The 18648-nt window shown below is 43.1% G+C and carries 16 protein-coding genes; 8 read left to right on the top strand and 8 right to left on the bottom strand.

Features of this window, described 5'->3' with window-relative positions:
* Window positions 1-183: 183 nt before the first annotated feature.
* Together LZ23_RS19225 and LZ23_RS19230 are read right to left on the bottom strand one after the other, a co-directional pair.
* Window positions 184-810, bottom strand: a complete 627-nt coding sequence (locus LZ23_RS19225) for a DUF3334 family protein (RefSeq protein WP_045216871.1) — start codon at window positions 808-810, stop codon at window positions 184-186.
* A 215-nt stretch (window positions 811-1025) separates the two neighbouring features.
* A complete protein-coding gene (locus tag LZ23_RS19230) occupies window positions 1026-1700 on the bottom strand; it encodes a phosphoadenosine phosphosulfate reductase family protein (RefSeq protein WP_052507532.1) in 675 nt (224 codons plus the stop codon).
* 229 nt (window positions 1701-1929) lie between these two features.
* Here LZ23_RS19230 and LZ23_RS19235 point away from each other — a divergent pair, with 229 nt between their 5' ends.
* Together LZ23_RS19235 and LZ23_RS19245 are read left to right on the top strand one after the other, a co-directional pair.
* A complete protein-coding gene (locus LZ23_RS19235) occupies window positions 1930-2334 on the top strand; it encodes a permease (RefSeq protein WP_045216968.1) in 405 nt (134 codons plus the stop codon).
* A 1057-nt stretch (window positions 2335-3391) separates the two neighbouring features.
* Entirely contained in the window at window positions 3392-4642 is a 1251-nt protein-coding gene (locus LZ23_RS19245; RefSeq protein WP_045216874.1) for a BaiN/RdsA family NAD(P)/FAD-dependent oxidoreductase, read from the top strand.
* Window positions 4643-4800: 158 nt separating this feature from the next.
* Here the strand turns inward: LZ23_RS19245 and LZ23_RS19250 are convergent, their stop codons facing one another.
* From LZ23_RS19250 to cobT, 3 genes are all read right to left on the bottom strand, one after another.
* Window positions 4801-5499, bottom strand: coding sequence for a hypothetical protein (locus tag LZ23_RS19250; RefSeq protein WP_045216876.1), 699 nt, complete (start codon window positions 5497-5499; stop codon window positions 4801-4803).
* Window positions 5500-5788: 289 nt separating this feature from the next.
* Entirely contained in the window at window positions 5789-6931 is a 1143-nt protein-coding gene (locus LZ23_RS19255) for a site-2 protease family protein (RefSeq protein WP_045216878.1), read from the bottom strand.
* A 22-nt stretch (window positions 6932-6953) separates the two neighbouring features.
* Entirely contained in the window at window positions 6954-8015 is a 1062-nt protein-coding gene (gene cobT / locus LZ23_RS19260; protein ID WP_045216879.1) for a nicotinate-nucleotide--dimethylbenzimidazole phosphoribosyltransferase, read from the bottom strand.
* Window positions 8016-8883: 868 nt separating this feature from the next.
* On the opposite strand from cobT, the gene LZ23_RS19265 reads away from it, so the two are divergent.
* On the top strand, window positions 8884-9300 hold the full coding sequence (locus tag LZ23_RS19265) for a secondary thiamine-phosphate synthase enzyme YjbQ (protein ID WP_045216881.1): 417 nt from the start codon (window positions 8884-8886) through the stop codon (window positions 9298-9300).
* Between the two features lie 220 nt (window positions 9301-9520).
* Here the strand turns inward: LZ23_RS19265 and prxU are convergent, their stop codons facing one another.
* The 3 genes from prxU to LZ23_RS19285 form a co-directional block, all read right to left on the bottom strand.
* Window positions 9521-10240, bottom strand: a complete 720-nt coding sequence (gene prxU, locus LZ23_RS23705) for a thioredoxin-dependent peroxiredoxin (protein WP_084591146.1) — start codon at window positions 10238-10240, stop codon at window positions 9521-9523.
* A 548-nt stretch (window positions 10241-10788) separates the two neighbouring features.
* Window positions 10789-11292: a CinA family protein gene (locus LZ23_RS19280; protein ID WP_045216886.1), complete on the bottom strand. Its 504-nt coding sequence runs from the start codon at window positions 11290-11292 to the stop codon at window positions 10789-10791.
* Between the two features lie 197 nt (window positions 11293-11489).
* On the bottom strand, window positions 11490-11912 hold the full coding sequence (locus LZ23_RS19285; RefSeq protein ID WP_045216888.1) for a DUF4079 family protein: 423 nt from the start codon (window positions 11910-11912) through the stop codon (window positions 11490-11492).
* 1088 nt (window positions 11913-13000) lie between these two features.
* Here LZ23_RS19285 and LZ23_RS19290 point away from each other — a divergent pair.
* The 5 genes from LZ23_RS19290 (at window position 13001) to acs (ending at window position 18391) form a co-directional block, all read left to right on the top strand.
* Window positions 13001-13546, top strand: a complete 546-nt coding sequence (locus LZ23_RS19290) for a pyruvate ferredoxin oxidoreductase subunit gamma (RefSeq protein WP_045216890.1) — start codon at window positions 13001-13003, stop codon at window positions 13544-13546.
* Between the two features lie 17 nt (window positions 13547-13563).
* Window positions 13564-13848, top strand: a complete 285-nt coding sequence (locus tag LZ23_RS19295; RefSeq protein ID WP_045216892.1) for a 4Fe-4S binding protein — start codon at window positions 13564-13566, stop codon at window positions 13846-13848.
* Window positions 13849-14023: 175 nt separating this feature from the next.
* Complete coding sequence (porA, locus tag LZ23_RS19300) at window positions 14024-15196, top strand: pyruvate ferredoxin oxidoreductase (protein ID WP_045216893.1); 1173 nt, start codon at window positions 14024-14026, stop codon at window positions 15194-15196.
* Window positions 15189-16142, top strand: coding sequence for a pyruvate synthase subunit PorB (gene porB / locus LZ23_RS19305; protein WP_084591147.1), 954 nt, complete (start codon window positions 15189-15191; stop codon window positions 16140-16142). The genes porA and porB overlap by 8 nt, the downstream gene beginning before the upstream one ends.
* A gap of 143 nt (window positions 16143-16285) precedes the next feature.
* The gene (gene acs / locus LZ23_RS19310; protein WP_045216895.1) at window positions 16286-18391 is read left to right on the top strand and encodes an acetate--CoA ligase alpha subunit; all 2106 of its coding nucleotides are present in this window, start codon (window positions 16286-16288) and stop codon (window positions 18389-18391) included.
* Window positions 18392-18648: the final 257 nt, after the last annotated feature.

An 18648-nucleotide genomic window follows, 5' to 3' on the forward strand; every position in this document is an offset into this window, starting at 1 on the left:
GCGGGGACTGTCCCAATTTCCAGAAAAGTGACAGACTCGTAAAGTTACTCACAAGTTCGGTCCCGGTCCGCCCAGGTGAGGAGCTTCTAAGTAACTACAAATAACTGGTACCCGAGTCAGGGTTAAGACAGACTCTGATCCGGGGTCCAGTTTTTGTTAAATGCAGCAACTTTTACAGCAGTATTACAATCCAAGCTTTTTCATAAGATCTTCAGGGCTTTCGCTAACCTCCTCTTCATTATTTTCAGCACCGGACTGACCGAACTGGTAAATAAAGTCAACTTTTTCTAAAGTGATTTCAAGATAAAAGAATTTCTGACCTTCAGTCTTAAATTCAACCCGCCGATATTGGGGGCGATCAAGATCGGCTTCCAAGGATAATTTCATGGCCTGATTCAAGGCCACCATTTTGGGTTGAGTCTGATTGACTCCGACTCCCACAGCGTTCTTCAAAAGTTGCCTGAATTTTCCTATGGACTGATTCAAAAGCTCTCCCATAGCATCAGCCACTTCATTGGAGGTATGATGTTTAGCCAGATCATCTTCCGGCATACCCATATTTACATTGTACTTGGTATATATTTCCAAGGCTGCTTCAGCGGAAAAATTTATGGCAACCAGACCGGAAAATCCACCTTCAAAAAGAACAAAACAACCAATATCCGGCCTTAGACAGGACTTGTTTGTCTTGATGAATGTTGGAGAATATTGAACATCAGTGGCAGTGGTTGTTTGAAGAGTGCCCTGGATAGCCTGGCACAACAACAATAAAATATCATCAGTACTTTTAACTTTTTTTTTCTTAGCCATAACCATTAACTCCTTTAATTTTGGTATACATAAACAGACCAGGTCAATTATCTTTATCGTCTATAAAATTAATACTTAAACTGTTATTGTTTACTAATCAAGCTATAGTTCCTCCTTTAACCTTCCTCATTGTACCTTCTGCATTCAGCATGCTGCCTCATTGTAGTAACCCCGACTTTAAGATCCTTGCATCAGCAGAGTTGTGGGCAGTCTCTCTAAAAGTACCCCAGTCCACGAAGAACATCCAAACTTTCCTCCTTGTCTCTGGCTCTGCCCGACCTCTCCCCGTCGCCAGTTGATTTTCTTGTACATGGCATGCAACCAAGTGAGGTAAAGCCCTGGTCATATAATGAACAGTATGGCAGATTTTTCTGTGTTATGAATGACCAGATGTCCATTACATTCCAATGCAAAATTGGATTTATCTGAAAATAATCAGGGTTGGTCTTTTCTTCGACTTGATCCCTAATGCTTCTTGTAGGGTGCTCATCATTACGTATTCCGGTTATAAGGGACCTAACATTGAACCGGGAAACTGCACTTTTCAAAGGCTCAACTTTCAGGTCACGACAACAATTAACCTTATCCCTGGCAACTGGATAATTTTCCAGATCAACCTCCGGTTTAACAACATGCAGTTCAATATCCCATTTTTGGGAAATCTCATCGCGAAATTTAATGATCTCTGGAAATTTAAGTCCGGTATCTAAGTTTATGGCAACTGGCTTGATTTTGATTCCATTATCCTCTAAGAAATGATTCCAGAGGCTGAGAGTAACTGTTGAGTCTTTACCTCCGGTCCAGGCCACATAAACATCCTCATATCCGGAAAAAGACAGGACCCTCTCAAAAATACCTCTTGTCAAGTTAACTTTCTCCTGCAAATTCATGGCTGGCTGGTTATCCTCCTTTTAAATTAAATTAAATTAAATTGAACAGTCCATCCCTTTGCGAGCAAAGCAGCTCAAATTTTAAAAATACAATCCGGCTACTTGGCACTGACCATCAAAAATGAAAGGAACTTTTTTATTCATACTTGTCTTGTGCCTTGCGGCAAGCTTTATTGCTTTTAAGAAAGATCCGCAACTGGTACCAGAAGGTTTTTTTCAGGGTATGAAAATGCTTTGGAAAATACTGCCTGTTCTGGTAGTTGCCTTTATTTTGGCTGGAATGATGGAAAAAATTATCCCTCGAGAATTTCTGGCTCAGATTCTAGGGTGGGATTCTGGTTTTAAAGGCCTTTTGATCGGAACATTTGCCGGGGCCATAATGCCAGGTGGACCGTTTATATTGTTTCCAATGATGGCAGTGCTCATGAGTGCTGGTGCCGGTATTGGCCCCTTAGTGGCTTACCTGAGTTCCTGGGCATTGATAGGCCTGCACAGAGTAATGATATTTGAGGCTCCTATAATGGGATGGAAGTTTACCTTGTGCAGACTTGGGGCCAGCTTAGTGTTTCCAGTTATTATTGGCTATTTTGCAGATCAAATATGGAGAATGTATTCACGATACAACTCTATGTAAGCTTCTCACCCGGGTGGCCCGGGACCGAACCTGGGAGTAACTGTCTTTAAAGTGGAGCCTGCATCCTGCAGGCTATTTAATTCCAGGCGGCTGGAAGCCGCCTCCACTTTGAAGAACAGTCCCATATTTGGAAATTGGGACAGTCCCCGCGAGGTACTATAAAAAAGATTGATGCTGCATTGGTTCCTGGAAAAAATTTGCTTAAATGAAAAAATTTACACAGCGAGGGACAGTCCCCCTCCGGGCTGTAAGCCTCCGGGCAGGAAGCTGTGCCAGGCGCAAAGTTCCCATCTTTGACGGAACTTTTGTGGTAATTGAGAATCAATCATATGTAAAAATCTTAAAATTGTGAAAATTATAACCGTCTGATTTTATTTATAATTTGGTTTTAGTTGCTTGTAAGCTCCTCACCTTGGGGGACCGGGACCGAACCTGTGAGTAACTTATACCACTCGTTCCCAGACTCCAGCCCGGGGACGTTTAGATCTTGCGGCTCCAGCCGCTTCTTTGAAATGTGGCTTAAGCCACAAAAAAAGAAGTAATAACCTTAACGCGTTCGAGATTGCCGCGCTCGAAGACTCGCTCGCAATGACAGCTGAGGTGTCAGGGATGTGGTTGCTGTAAATCTGTCACCCACGAGGGAGCCTAAGCGACCGAAGCAATCTGCAAGATAAAACCATAATGCTCTGAATTTATTACATATACGATTGTAGTTACTTAGAAGCTCCTCACCCGGGCGGACCAGGACCGAACCTGCGAGTAACTCATACACCTCGTTCCCAGGCTCCAGCCTGGGGACGTCTTACTCTTGCGGCTCCAGCCGCTTCTTCAAAATGTGGCTGGAGCCACAAAAAAATAGGTGCTCCCAGGCTGGAGCCTGGGACCAAGAGCAAATATACTGAAATTTGTAAGTATTTGATTTTATTGGCAATACGATTCCAGTTACTTGTAAGCTCCTCCAGCATGCGATCCAAGATCCAATCTGCGAGCAACTTATCGGTTTAATATTTAATCCCAGTTTCCAGAACGGTATAATCGCTTATAGAACAATTCTACCATGTCAAAATTTAATTTAATAGTCATTGGAGGTGGCCCTGCAGGACTAATGGCTGCAGGCCAGGCATCGGCCAGAGGGCTTAAAGTTCTGGTGCTGGAGAAAAAACATCTGCCTGCCAGAAAACTGGGCATTACCGGAAAGGGTCGCTGCAACCTGACCAATACAGCCACACATAAATCCTTTCTCAATGCTTTTGCCAATGGTGCCAGTTTTATGCGCTTTGCTCTGGGACGCTTCGATTCTGAACATCTTGTTGCTTTTTTCAAAAACCTCAATGTCAACATGGTTGAAGAGCGTGGAGGAAGAGTCTTTCCTGCTTCACAGCAGGCTTCTGAAATAGTAAGGTCATTGATAAAATGGGCCCGGGACATGGGAGTGACTATTATGACTGACTCAAGGGCAGGCAGGTTAGTAATTGAGGATAACTCAGTCAAGGGGTTAAGTATCCACGGCCCTGATGATACCCAATTTATTGAAGTACAGCAGATTATTATCGCTACAGGGGGATGTTCTTATCCAGCGACAGGATCAACCGGAGACGGATACCGATTAGCCAGGGAAGCCGGGCATAACATTATTACGCCCTGCCCTGCTTTGGTGCCATTGGAAACTCAAGACAACAAAGTCCACCAGATGCAGGGGCTTAGTTTGCGCAATGTGCAGGCGGATCTTCTAATTGACGACAAAAAAAAGACAGGGCTGTTTGGAGAGATGCTTTTTACACACTTTGGAGTATCAGGACCTATTATCCTGACCATGAGCAGGACTGCGGTCCAGGCTTTAATGAACAAGCATAAGGTAACTCTGCGAGTTGACCTTAAGCCTGCAGTAGATCATGCACAATTTAAGCAAAGAATTGCCAGGGTCATGCACCAGCAGGGGAAAAAAAAGATCTCCAATATTCTTAAGGAGTTTCTGCCTTTAAAAATGATTCCGGTTTTCCTTGAACAAAGCTGCATTGATCCTGACAAGCCAGGCAATGCTGTAAACAACAAAGAACAAAAAATGCTTCGTCTATGGTGCAAGGAACTGCTTATAAAAATTACCGGATATAGATCATTTAATGAAGCCATTGTTACTTCCGGTGGCGTTGACCTCAAAGAAGTTAATCCCAAAACCATGGAGTCCAGAAAAGTTAAAGGACTTTATTTTGCCGGAGAGGTTCTGGATGTTGATGCAGACACAGGAGGTTTCAATCTTCAGGCCGCTTTTTCCACCGGCTGGGTGGCGGGTAACAGTGTTGGACATTAACTCTGTAGCGACACTTTATTTAAGCTGGAAGGGGAATGCCCCTTTTGCCACCGGATAGCCCGGCTGTTTTATGGTTTAAGGTCGGCAAAAGTGCCTGTCCCCGGTTGCCAAGGCAATAATTATTGCAAAGTGCCGCTGCAGTGATTGCAGTTTGCATGTCAGTATTGCGGACCTGGCTGGTTCATGGTTTGTTCAAAAAACAGTCCTTGAGTCCAGTTTCTGACTGGTTGCGCAAGGTCATAAGCCAGATTATTGACAATAACGTATTCTGGAGATTCAGGCATCCAGGTACGTCGTTTAATCAGAAGAAAATCCATTTCTCCCCTGTTGTCTATGCGCCCTGCATGCTCCATGGACCAGATAAGGCTGTTATTTTGTGCTGAAAAGATATTGACAGTAATGCCCACAGAAGTTGTGCCCTGGGTGCCGCCATTAAGATAGTGGTTTATTTGTCCCATGACGAAGAGGTCAGCTCCCTTGGCTCTGGCAATCTCTCCTGCTCTTCTTCGCCCCGGCCATTCCTGTATATCTTCATAAAGCATGGTGGTAAAAACTTCCTGACCCAACCAGGTTCTCCAGAAAATATGACCTATTCTTCTGCCGGTGTTATAGTTGCCCCCTGAATTCGGATTTGCATAAAACGGAAAAAATATGGCCTTTATGTCAAAAGGAGCGTTGCTTGCAGGGTAAACATAATACCCGCTTTGTGCTTTATCCAGAACTGGTCGCTGATAAAAAATAATACGGTCTAACTGTGGCTCAACTCTCTGCTCAAAGCGCGACTCAGCGTAAGCGCATCCCAGCATCAGACTCAGCATGACAAATACAAAGATATTTCGGAAAGATTTGAATAACATTTGATCCCTCTTGTCAAAACATTTGATAATATTATCACTACAGCGAAAATTATTCATTGAACCCTTGGGATTGGCTATTTTTCTGCCGTGATTTTTAAGCTGCTCAAGCTTTTTTCACGGCAAAAATGACCTTCCCGCCGATTTTCATAAGGGTGCTAAGCTTTCAAAATTTCGTTGCAGTGTTATGTTTACAGGCTTTCAAGTTATGTGCCATACGCAAAGGATTGACTGTTATGCTGAATCTTTTCTTATTCAATTTTTTAAATAAAATCAAGCTGATACACTTGGTCTAATCTGAAAAACTCCGGTCTCCCTCAAGCTCCATTCTCGCAGAAAGGTAGGCCATGATATCCTTAAGGGAGATAACCCCGATCAGATTACCATCTTCCACAACCATCATTCTGCTGCGACCGGTCTGGTTCATTTTGCCCAGCACTTTCATTACATCTTCATCAGGTGATACAGTATTTTCCATGGAACAACTGCTGGCTATATCCCGAACTAAGATTCCCGGCCAGTTTTCCCTGTCAATTTCTCCTACCTGTCTTGTAGTTATACACCCTTCTAAAGTATTTCTGTTAATGACTGGAAACATCTTGAAGTGATGTTTATAAACATAGTTATCTACAAGGTCCTGGAGACTGATGTCAGGATCAACATATACAGGTCGATTCATCAAACTTTTGACAGTTTCACCCTCCAATGCATGCTTTACCATAAGCTGTCGGTAGGAATTCTGGGCAACAAACCTGATAAACATGCCGATAATAAAATACCAGAGCCCGCCTACCAGATTTCCGGTCAGCATATTAAGGATGCCCAGCCCCATAAGGATGAAGCCAAAAATGGAGCCCATATTGGAAGCAGTCTGGGTGGCCCAACGCAAATCTTTTTTAGTATGCCATAAAATAGCGCGCAAAATTCTACCGCCATCCATGGGAAAGGCCGGGATCAAATTAAAGATGGCCAGTATAAAATTGATCAAGGCCAGGTACATGAAAACACTGGTAATGCCTTGAGTGACATCCAGTCTTTGAGACATGTCAAAAATAAGATAAAACACTAATGCCAGAAACAGACTGGCAAGCGGTCCTGCAATGGCTATCCAGAATTCGCTTTTCGGAGTTTTGGGGTCTTCTTCCATTTCTGCCACCCCGCCAAAAACAAATAAAGTGATACCCCTGATGGGTATTCCAAGCTTTCTCGCTACAAAAGAGTGCCAGAATTCATGGAAAATTATGGAGAAAAACAGGCCCAGGGCACCAAAAACTGCCAGAATCCAGTAGTCTAAAGGCCTTAGCCCTTCAAGATAATGAGGAAAAAATCCCACTGCAAGCGACCATGTAACCAGCACGGCTATCGCCAGCCAGCTTATGTCCACCTTGATTTGAAATCCGAAAACTTTTACAAGATTTATGCTTTTCCCAAACATGATATTACTCCTATCTTTCCATTTACCTGCTGACCCCTGCAGTATCAAAGGTTGCCATTTTATTGAAAATATCTGCTGCACACTTAAGAACAAAATAAGCCATAGCTGCGCCTGTGCCTTCACCCAGTCGCATATCCATGCTCAAAACAGGTCTTACTCCAAGCATTTCAACTATACGTGCATGTCCCTTTTCTGCAGAAAGATGGGAAAAAAAACAATAATCTTTTACCAATGGATTAATATTCCAGGCACACACAAATGCAGCTGTGGATATATAACCGTCCACAATAATATTCATCCGTCTCGCAGAACCTCCAATGATCAATCCCGTCAGGCAGGCAATTTCCAGTCCACCCATAACCGCCAGAATATTCCAGGGATTTTTTTGATCAATAACAGCATGATGCAGTTTTAAGGTCCTGTCAATAATCTCAGCTTTTTTTATTATTCCATCTGGATCAAGTCCTGTGCCTGCTCCAGAAAGTGACACAGGATCTTCAAGCAAAAAAGCGCAAAAAAGGGCAGTGGCTGCTGTAGTGTTGCCTATGCCCATTTCACCAGTACAAAGAGATTTGAAGCCTCTATTATAAGCAGATTCAGCAAGATCAATCCCTGCAAGCACTGCCTCTGAGCATTGTTCCATATTCATAGCAGGCTCAACCGACATGTCTTTTGTACCAGACATAACTTTACGGTTGAGAATAAGGCTGTCAGATGAAAATTCTTCGCCCATAACTCCCACGTCCACAACTGAAAGATCCAGCCCTGCAGCTTCAGCAAGAACATTGATTGCTGCACCACCCTCAACAAAGTTCAGAACCATCTGCCTTGTAACCTCTTGAGGATAAAGACTGGTTCCCCGGCGTGCTACACCATGATCTGCAGCACAAGTAAAGACCATACCTGGCTCCACTCTTGGATTTGATCCATTGCCGATGGCATATAGCTGGGCAGCAATTTCCTCCAGTCGCCCCAGGCTGCCTTGAGGTTTGGTCAAATTGTCAAGGTGAAGAAATGCTTTAGTGATCAGGTCCGTGCTTACAGGCTGAATACTGTAGACTACTTCGTTAATAAACTTATTCATTAATTTGCTCCAATTCTGCAGACTTTACTTTCATTGTGACATGGTGTTAATTATGCTTCTAAGTAACTAAAACCAAATTAGTAATAAATTCAAAGCATTATGCTTTTACCATAAAGATTGCTTCGGTCGCTTAGGTTCCCTCGTGGGTGACAAGTTTTCAGCAACTACATCCCTGACACCTCAGCTGTCATTGCGAGCGAGTCTTCGAGCGCGGCAATCTCTAACGTGTTAAGGCTGATTTTTTAGTTACTCGCAGGTTCGGTCCTGGTCCGCCCGGGTGAGGAGCTTACAAGTAACTACAGTTGTTTTGCTAACAAAATCAGACGGTTACAATTTTCATATTTTTACGATTTTTGCTTATGAATGATGCACATTTGCCTGAAAAATTCCGTCAAAGATGGGAACTTTGCGCCTGGCACAGGGACTGTCCCTCGCTGTGTAAATTTTTTCATTTAAGCAAATTTTTTCCAGGAACCAATGCAGTATCAATCTTTTTAAAATACCTCGCGGGGACTGTCCCAATTTTCAGAAAAGTGACAGATTCGTAAAGTTACTCGCAGGTTCGGTCCCGGGCCGCCCGGGTGAAGAGCTTGTAACTGACAGGTGGGCATCGGAAGCCCTCCAGGTGCCTTAAAATCATAAATTGCCTGCACACATATCTAAGGTCACAGGTCTGTAAACACAAGACTGAAAATCTGTAAACATGAAAAAGAGGAGAGAATTACGCGTTTCTGAGAACATTAAATTGGATTGTCAGTCATAGCAATTTTTGGTGTTTAAACATGATCATGGCGGATTTGCTCGACACGGGGCTGTCCTTAATTGACTTTTCAGAAACGCGTAATGCCCCCTTAAAGGAGTCTTTTTAATGAAAAGTTTTCGCAAAGAACTTTGGATGAATGTTCCGGCCAGAATGGACTTTGTTAACATAACACCTGAAGTGCAAAAAGCAATAGACGAAAGCCAGGTCCAGGAGGGAATTGTGCTTGTAAATGCCATGCACATTACAGCAAGTGTGTTCATCAATGATGATGAGTCAGGACTGCACCATGATTATAAGTTATGGTTGGAAAGGCTTGCACCCCACGAGCCTGTGTCAAGTTACAGACATAATGTCGGTGAGGACAACGCTGATGCTCACATGAAAAGACAGATCATGGGGCGAGAGGTAGTTGTAGCCATTACTGATGGCAAACTCGATTTTGGTACCTGGGAAAGAATATTTTATGGAGAGTTTGACGGCAGAAGAAAAAAAAGGGTTTTGATTAAAATAATTGGAGAATAAGCACTTTTATTTACCAGTATGGAAATATATGTATTATCTTTTCCACCTCAACAACCCCTACAGAACTGAAAATTGTTACACAATGTGTTACTTTTTTCGGCAAATGAAAGCAATGTCGTGAAAATGCTGTATGTTTTCAGGGCCTGCCAAAAGCAGGCCCCAATTAATAAAACTCTCACAAACAGCTGTCTTTCAGGGGTCTGTTTGCAGAGCATCAAGATTAGTCAAAAGCCATGTCGGTTTTCCATTCCTTCCAGACATTACCTACAAGCTCAGGGCCGGGCTTAAGTGTCATTTTACCGGGTTTCCAGCCTGAAGGTGTTGCTTCCGCGCCCTTGGTTTCTCTTACGAGCTGAAAGGCCTGAATCTGACGCAGTGTTTCACTTACATTACGTCCAACAGGTGGAGTCAAAACTTCAAATCCCTGGACTACACCATCAGGATCAATAAGAAATCGGCCTCTTGTCTCAACTCCGGCTTCCTCATCATAGACTCCATAAACCTTACCTACTCTGCCTCCTGCATCAGAAAGCATTGGAAAGGGTACCCCTCCCTCAACCATTTTGGAAAGCTCATGATCAACCCACATCTTGTGCACAAACATACTGTCAATGCTCATGGACAATACTTCAACGCCAAGCTTCTGGAATTCGGAATGTTTTTCAGCAACTGCTGAAATTTCTGTTGCTCATACAAAGGTGAAATCACCAGGATAGAAGCAAAGTACTACCCATTTTCCAAGGTAGTCAGAGAGTTTGACGTTAATAAACTTTCCATCCTGGTAGCCTGGAGCAGTAAAATCTGGAGCTTTTCTACCCACCTGAATCATATTTTTTTTCTCCTTTTTTATGGTTTGTTCAGTCTCAACTTCTTCAACTACTTCCTCGCCCACTGGACCACCTGTGGGACGCGCGCATCCTGCAGGCAATTCTTCAGCCATAAAAACCTCCTTCATATTTTTCAATTAACAAAAATTGACATGCGAGCTAATACTCACTCCACAATAAGCACATTTTCAGCTATCAGCTATCAGCTATCAGCTATCAGCTATCAGCTATCAGCTATCAGCTATCAGCTATCAGCTATCAGTAATGATTACTATTAGTGAAAAAACTTGTCAAGAGCGTTTTTGAGTTTAATCTAAAGTATAAACATATAATACGAAAGGTCAGTTGGTAACTAATTGCATAAGTACTAAAGAGAGCATTACTCGCTTCTGACAACTGAAAAAATTGATGTGTTTGTCACAGTTTTTTTGGGGTTAAAAGCGGTTTATCATGCCTTGGCACGGCTTCCTGCCCGGAGGGGGACTGTCCCTGGCTTCGGGACTGTCCCCTGTCTGGTTGTCTGAAACGCGTAATGCTGCCGTCCTAAAGCAAAAAACAAGAAAATTTCAGGACACAGACAAGGCCAGTAAAGTCCAATAGAATAGATCTTCAGTCTTCAGCCTGAAAATTACAGCTCAACTCCAAAATTAACAATACTTGCTTAAGTTGGGTCGCGGGAAGAGTCCGATTTAGAAAACAGTTCCAGCAATCCTGACAAAGCTCTTTGTGCAGTCAGCATTTTGATTTCCAGGCGATTACCATGAAATAAATTATGCTCTGAGTATACTTTGTTGTGTATTTTGAAAGCAACATATACTGATCCTACCGGCTTGAAGTCAGTTCCTCCAGAAGGTCCGGCAATTCCCGAAACAGCAATGCTTATCTGCGCGCCAGTGGCTCTTGATATTCCTTCTGCCATTTCAATGACACATTGACTGCTGACAGCACCATAATCTTCAATAGTGTTTATATTCACGCCAAGAATGTGTATTTTCATGGCATTGGAATAGGAAACAATACCTCCTTCAAACCATCCTGAACTGCCGGAATAGTTAGTCAGCCAATGGCTGATGAGTCCGCCTGTGCATGATTCCGCAGTACACAGCATAATTTTTTGTCTTAATAAGATATTAGCTAATCGCTCAATAGTCTGATCTATATTCATTGTCATCACCTGCGTTTCGTCGGAACATGATTAAAATTCATGTAAAAAAATGTCTGCACCATTAGCATAGTGGCATGGAAAGCGGATTTCCCCGTATTTATTATATATATGTAGATCTGTTCCGAGAGAAATGCCTGGGGATATGTCTGCCCTCTGCTTTCTCAAAAAAAGAGCTGAACTCTTGCCAACTCCTGGCTCTAAAGAATAAAGTTCTGGATAATGAAATAGCCGGTGTAGAACTGATACAAAGCCAGTCCCGACATAACCAGGTTGTTCAGGCCGTGCAGGGCAGGCAGCCATTTGCGTTTCTTTTTTTGCCTGTCCATAATGGATCCGGTAAAGTAAGCAATGATCATCAAAGGAGTCATAAACATGGCCCCTTGAACATGGCTTAAAAAAATCCCCCCCTCGCCCCATTGATTATGAGTGGCGAATCTTCCCAGAACCAGACCTGCAAGCCAGACAATAATTACAATCCTGCCCCAGAAAACGTGCTTTCTCCATTCAAATTTTGCCTTGTGATTTAAATGCAGAACTCTAAAACGCTGCAACCCGAGAAAAAGGACATAAAAGGCCATAAGTGTTGCCCATAACTGTAGAACAGGATGAATCCAGAGCATTGAAACCTCCAATTTTGTATATTATCTTACTAGCTAAGCAGGCACAGGCACTCGGGCCTCAGTTGAGCAACAACCGATGTTTTGAAGGCGATATTTATGAGGCAAGTGGATCCCTTTGAAGAGCCTGTCCCTGAACAGCATGCAAAGAGCTAAACTTCTACCAGACATGAAAGAAAATACACTATCTATTATTTTGCACATTTTAGCAAGTTACCTTGCAAATTATTTGCGAATTCGTTAGTAATAAGGCAACATGACAGCCGGGCTTTTCATACTGAATGATGAAGGGCGAAGGCTGAAGATTAAGTATTGAGGGTCTTGGACATTAGTAACTTACTCCTGAAGCCCTGTAATAAAAAACAAGAAAATTTGAACCGCAAAGAAGCGAAGGACTCAAAGTTAAAGACGATAAAGAAGATATTTTTTTGAAAACCGGGCATCGGTTTTCAAAAAGGCTGCCTTTTCATTTGCCGTTCCCCGGCAAATGAAAAAACCTCTTTCTTCCTTTGCGCCCTTTGCGTCTTGAGTGAGTCTTCGAACGGGCGGTTAAAATATTTTTTTTGGGGTTGTGGGCACAGCCCGCATTAGTGCTCTTGTCAGTGTCCAACAGTTTTCTAATGTTGTAACAATCTATCTCTTTTTCAAGGAAAGAAGGGGCATGCAGCCCAGCCCTTATTAGTTGAAGTAAAACAGACTAATAAATCAAGGGCCGGGAGAGCTGGTCCCATACCACATGCAAACTGCTGAACTCTTTTCTTGTTTCTAAGTATTGGAATAAAGCGGCAAGGCAAACAAAATACTTTCAGATTATACATGATTGAATATTTTTTCACAAAACCTTACCTGAAATTATTGCCCATAGACTGAAATAATTTGCCGTTTACCTAAAAAAAAATGTTCAATATATTGAAGCTATGGTTTATTTCTTGGCTGATCGTTAAAAAAGTAACCATTACGAGTATTATTAGCTACAGAACAAATTCGGTATGGTCATGCACGTTTATAAACTTGGCATATACACCAGGGGAAATTGAAATCATCTCTTCCCCGATAAAATTAATCAACAATCAACCATCAGGAGAACTTGTATGTGGGAAATCAGACTTCACGGCAGAGGAGGTCAGGGTGCGGTAACCTCGGCAGAACTTCTGGCCAGAGCGGCAATTGCTCAGGGTAAATTTGCCCAGGCTTTTCCCAGTTTTGGTCCGGAAAGAAGAGGAGCTCCAGTCCAGGCCTTTGTCAGGGTAGATGACAAAAAAATTCTCAAAAGAGAAAAAATTTATGAACCAAACATGGTCATGGTTCTTGACCCCACTCTGCTTGACGTGGTGAATGTGGCTGAAGGCCTTAAAGAGGACGGAACAGTGGTAGTCAACTCACCTCAGGCCAATGATGAACTGAAGAAGAAGTACAGCTGGCCCAATGTTGCTGCTGTCAATGCCACAAGAATCGCCATGGACATTTTGTCCGTGCCCATTACCAACACAACCATGATTGGCGCTTTGCTCAAAGCGTCAGGCATCCTTGAACCAGCTGACATGGAAGCGGTCATACTTGATCGTTTCGGCCCAAAACTGGGCCCTAAAAACTTCAATGCCATGTCAAAGGCCTACGAAGTAACCAACATCAACTAATTTTTCAGGAGAAGATTATGTCCGAATTAGCTATTTGCGCCTGGCAAAAACTGGAATTGGGAACAGTTATCACCCAACCGGGGAATGCTGCCCAGCTCAGGACCGGAGACTGGAAAACTCTGCGCCCTGAAACTGATACAGAAAAATGTATAAAGTGCGGAATGTGCAGTATTTACTGTCCTGAATTCTGTATCAGTGAGAATGAAGAGGGTTATTATCCAGCAGATCTTTTCTACTGCAAGGGATGCGGTATATGTGCTAATGAGTGCCCGAAACAGGCTATTTCCATGGTAATGGACTGATATTTTGTTTGTTCTACAAACAAGTAAAACGGAAAAATTTGATATCTTTACATAAAGGGCAGACCAGATTTAAATCATGGCTTAAGCAAATTTTTCGCTGCCTGATTGAAGGTCCTGTAATTGATCGACCTTAAAGTCCCGGGTCGGATATAATGAAAATAATGGAGGAATGAATATGACCAAGGCTATTGGGTTGGAAGTTTCGCTGGCCATTGCCGAAGCGGTGAAACAGGCCAACGTAGATGTAGTGGCAGCCTACCCTATTACTCCCCAGACGCATATAGTTGAAGAATTATCTGTATATGTGGCTAATGGTGAGTTAGATGCAGAATATATTCCGGTAGAGTCAGAGCATTCTGCACTGAGTGCGGCTGTTGGTTCCAGTGCAGCCGGAGCAAGAACCTATACTGCTACGGCTGCACAGGGGTTGGCTTTTATGCATGAAATTTTGTTCATTACTTCAGGATTGAGACTGCCCGTGGTAATGACTGTCGCCAACCGAGCCATGTCTGCCCCCATTTCCATCTGGAATGACCATGGCGATATCATGGCTGAAAGAGATATCGGCTGGATTCAAATATTTGCTGAAAATGGTCAGGAAGCTTATGAGCTGACCATAGCTGCATTTAAAATTGCTGAAGATCGCAAGGTGCTTTTACCTATTTGCGTCAATGTGGATGGTTTTATACTTACCCATATGATAGAACCGGTGACTTTTATAGATCAGAAAAAGATTGATGACTTTCTGCCCCCTTACAGCCCGGCCCTGACCTTAGACCCTGACAAACCCGCAACCTTTGGTCCTGTTGGAGTTCCAGAAGTTTACATTGAATCTCGCAAACAGTGTGAACAGGCTCTTCTTAATTCCAAAGCTGTGGTTCAACAGGTTCTGGAAGACTGGGGCAAATCTTGTGGAGGAAAATACAAGCTGGTAGAAAAAAATGGTAATGACAAGGCCAAAATCTTGTTTATAACCATGGGTTCATTAGGCGAAACTACAATGACTGCAGTAAAAGAACTGGAAGAGTCCGGGGAGTCTGCAGGTCAAGTCAGAATCAGACTGTGGAGACCCTTTCCGAGAGAAGAATTCTTAGAAGCCATTGCCGACGCTGATGAACTAATTGTCATAGACCGTGCGCTGAGCCCCGGAGCACACAATGGTCCTGTGGCCCAGGAAATCAAGGCACTTCTTTTTAATGAATCTAAAAGACCTAAAGTTCATAATGTAATTGCAGGTCTTGGCGGCCGTGACGTGACTGTCAAGGATTTCCAGAAAATGTACGCCATGGCCAAAGCCGATGAACTGGGACCAAACTATCTTATATGGGGGGTACGCTCAGATGCTTAATTTACCTGAATTAGAAAATTTTGAAAAAATAACTGCCAAGAATATTCCAACTGAAAACTATATTTCACCCGGGCATCGTGCCTGCCAGGGATGCGCTGAAATCCTTGCCCTTGGCATGGTGATGAAGGTTGCTGGCCCTAATACTATTGTAGCCAATGCCACAGGATGCATGGAAATTGTAACCTCACCCTTCCCGCAAACTGCCTGGAAAATTCCCTGGATTCATGTTGCGTTTGAAAACACCTCAGCAGTTGCTTCAGGCATAGAGGCCGGAATTAAGGCCATGAGCAGAAAAGGAAGGTATTCCAAGGAGTTGCCCAATATTATTGCTGTGGGCGGTGACGGTGCCACTGCTGATATTGGGATCCAGGCCCTGTCCGGTGCCCTTGAAAGAGGGCATAACTTTCTTTATGTATGCCTTGATAACGAAGCCTATATGAACACCGGTATCCAGAGATCGAGTTCCACACCCTACGGAGCATCTACCACAACTTCACCGTTTGGCTCGCATAGTATTGGTCAGACAACCTGGAAAAAGGATATGCCTGCCATAGCAGCTGCTCATAATATTCCATATGTGGCCACTGCCAATCCAGGTTTTCACTTAGACCTGATGAACAAAGTAAAAAAGGCATTGACCATAAATGGACCAGCATATTTGCATATTTACTCTGCCTGCCCGACTGGATGGAGGAGTAAGCCTGAAAAAGGTATAGAAGTATCAAAGCTGGCAGTGCAAACCAAAGTGTTCCCGCTATATGAGATTATTAACGGCAAACTGACTATTACGAAGAAAATCAACAAGCCCAAGCCAGTTGTTGACTACCTCAAAACTCAGCGCAGATTTGCTCATCTTAAAGAAGATGATATTAAGCTTATTCAGGAAGGTGTTGATGAGCAGTACTCCAAGCTGCTTTACCTCGAAGGTGATACCCAGGAAAGCTGATTGACCAGCAAAGTCAGTTGACAACCCAAGGGGTGTGAATTTCACACCCCTTTATTTTTCCCTTGTCAATCCGGGTACTAATTTAATATGGATAACTCTTTGAGTCTGACACCCCGACATCCATACACAACAAGGAGTCTTTAATGACCGATAACCAACTCCACGCCATGTTCAACCCGGAAAGCGTGGCTGTAATCGGAGCATCAGCAAAGCCTGGAAAGATTGGACACAGCATACTCAAAAATATGCTGGGAGCAGGATTTAAGGGAAAAATCTACCCGGTTAACCCCAAGGCCACAACTATTCTGAACTTAGAGGCAGTAAATGATATTGAAGACCTGCCCGATGAAATAGATCTTGCTGTAATTACCATCCCCCGCAAACTTGTCATTCCTTCCATTGAAAAACTCGGCTCCAAGAATACAAAATCTGCAATTGTTATAACCGCAGGTTTCAAGGAAATTGGAGGCAAAGGCTATTATCTTGAGCAGGAACTTATAGAAGTCGCCCAAAAATATGAAATGGCAGTGCTTGGGCCTAACTGCCTGGGGATGATTAATACCCATGGCATGGTTAACGCCTCTTTTGCCGCAGGCAAGCCAGAACAGGGCAATATTGCTTTTTTTTCTCAGTCTGGAGCCCTGTGTGTGGCTATCCTGGACTGGGCTCTCGGAGAGAATATTGGTTTTTCCAAATTTGTAAGCCTTGGAAATAAAGCAGTTCTGGACGAAGCTGACATGATTGCCTACCTCGGAAAAGATTCCCAGACCGACGTCATTCTGGGATATATAGAAAATGTCAGCAATGGCCAAAGGTTTGTCCAGGAAGCAGTCCAGCACAGTAATGAAAAGCCCATTATTATTATCAAGTCCGGAACGACATCAGCCGGTGCCAAGGCTGCGTCTTCTCATACAGGAGCCATTGCAGGTTCAGATCAGGCATACACTTCAGCCTTTCAAAAGGCTGGTATTATCAGAGCTCATGATGTAGAAACCCTGTTTAATCTTGCCCGGGCCTTTTCTACGCAGCCACTGCCCACAGGACCCAGCCTGGCAATAGTTACCAATTCAGGTGGACCAGGCATAATGGCTGCTGATGCCTGTGAAAAGTCTTCCCTTAGCATGGCCAGAATTTCTGCTGCCAGCATTGACAAGATGAAGGAGTTTCTGCCCTCTTATGCATCACTTTATAACCCTATTGACATCATAGGAGATGCCGGGGCTCAGAGATACATCCAAACCATGGAAACTGTAATCCAGGACAATAATGTCAACGCCCTGCTTGTACTCTTAACCCCAACTTCTTCTGCAGCTGATGAAATCGATGAAATCTGTCATGGTATTGTCAAGCTTTGTCAAAATACATCCAAGCCGGTATTTGCATGTTTTATGGGCAAAAAAATCATTTCCATCGGGGAAAAGATTCTCATGGATGGGAATGTACCCTGCTATTCTTTCCCTGAGCCTGCCATAAGATGCATGGAGCAGATGTACAAGCATTATCAGTGGAAAAACAACCCATGCCCTTTGCCCTCTCGTGTTGAACGTGACAAGGGACGAGCTGCACTTATAATGGATCGGGTCAAAAAAAGCGGACAAAGTGATATTGTGGAATTTCAGGCCCAGGAAATATTACAGGCCTACAATCTTCCAGTTCCCAAAACAGCTTTAGCCCGTTCCAGTCATGAAGCAGTAGAGCTTGCTGAAAAATTTGGATACCCAGTGGTTTTAAAAATTGCATCACCGAACATTTCTCATAAAACTGATGTTGATGGTGTTAAAATCGGTCTGCAGACATCTGAAGAAGTAAGAAAAGTATTTCTGGAAATAACAGGACGTTCTGCCAGGCTGAGGCCTGATGCTCATATTGCTGGTTGTCTGGTACAGGAAATGGCCCCAAAAAATTGCAAAGAGGTTATTGTAGGCTTTAAAAGAGATGAGCAGTTCGGCCCCCTTATCATGTTCGGCTTAGGAGGAATATATGTGGAAGTGCTAAAAGATATTTCATTTCGCCTGGCCCCGGTGACCAAGGATGACGCCCAGAAAATGATCAGGGAAATCAAGTCTTACATGCTTCTAAAGGGCTTCAGAGGGGATTTGCCTATTGATTTTAACGCTGTTGAAGACATCATTTTAACAATGTCGCAAATGTCCATGGATTTTCCAGAAATTTACGAAGCTGAATTCAATCCAATCCTGGTAAACTCTGAACAGGCAATCGTTGCTGATGTCAGAATGACACTGGGTTGATTTTCATGCTATGACTCAATAAGCAGAACATTTTCATTGCACAATTAACCAGTTTCTGAGCTAATGATTTTAATCACATTCTTGTTTTTCATTTAATTATCCTATAATGGGTAATATTTCAATAACCGAATCTATAACTATTTAGAAACTGAAAAACTGAAAGAAAAGGCAACTTTGAATTAATTTACTCTTTAGAGCTATCAAACATAAATATAACTGTTTTCGGAACTGAACAAACAACAGGAGGAGGATATTGA

It is taken from the genome of Desulfonatronovibrio magnus (genome assembly GCF_000934755.1).
GTDB lineage: Bacteria > Desulfobacterota > Desulfovibrionia > Desulfovibrionales > Desulfonatronovibrionaceae > Desulfonatronovibrio > Desulfonatronovibrio magnus.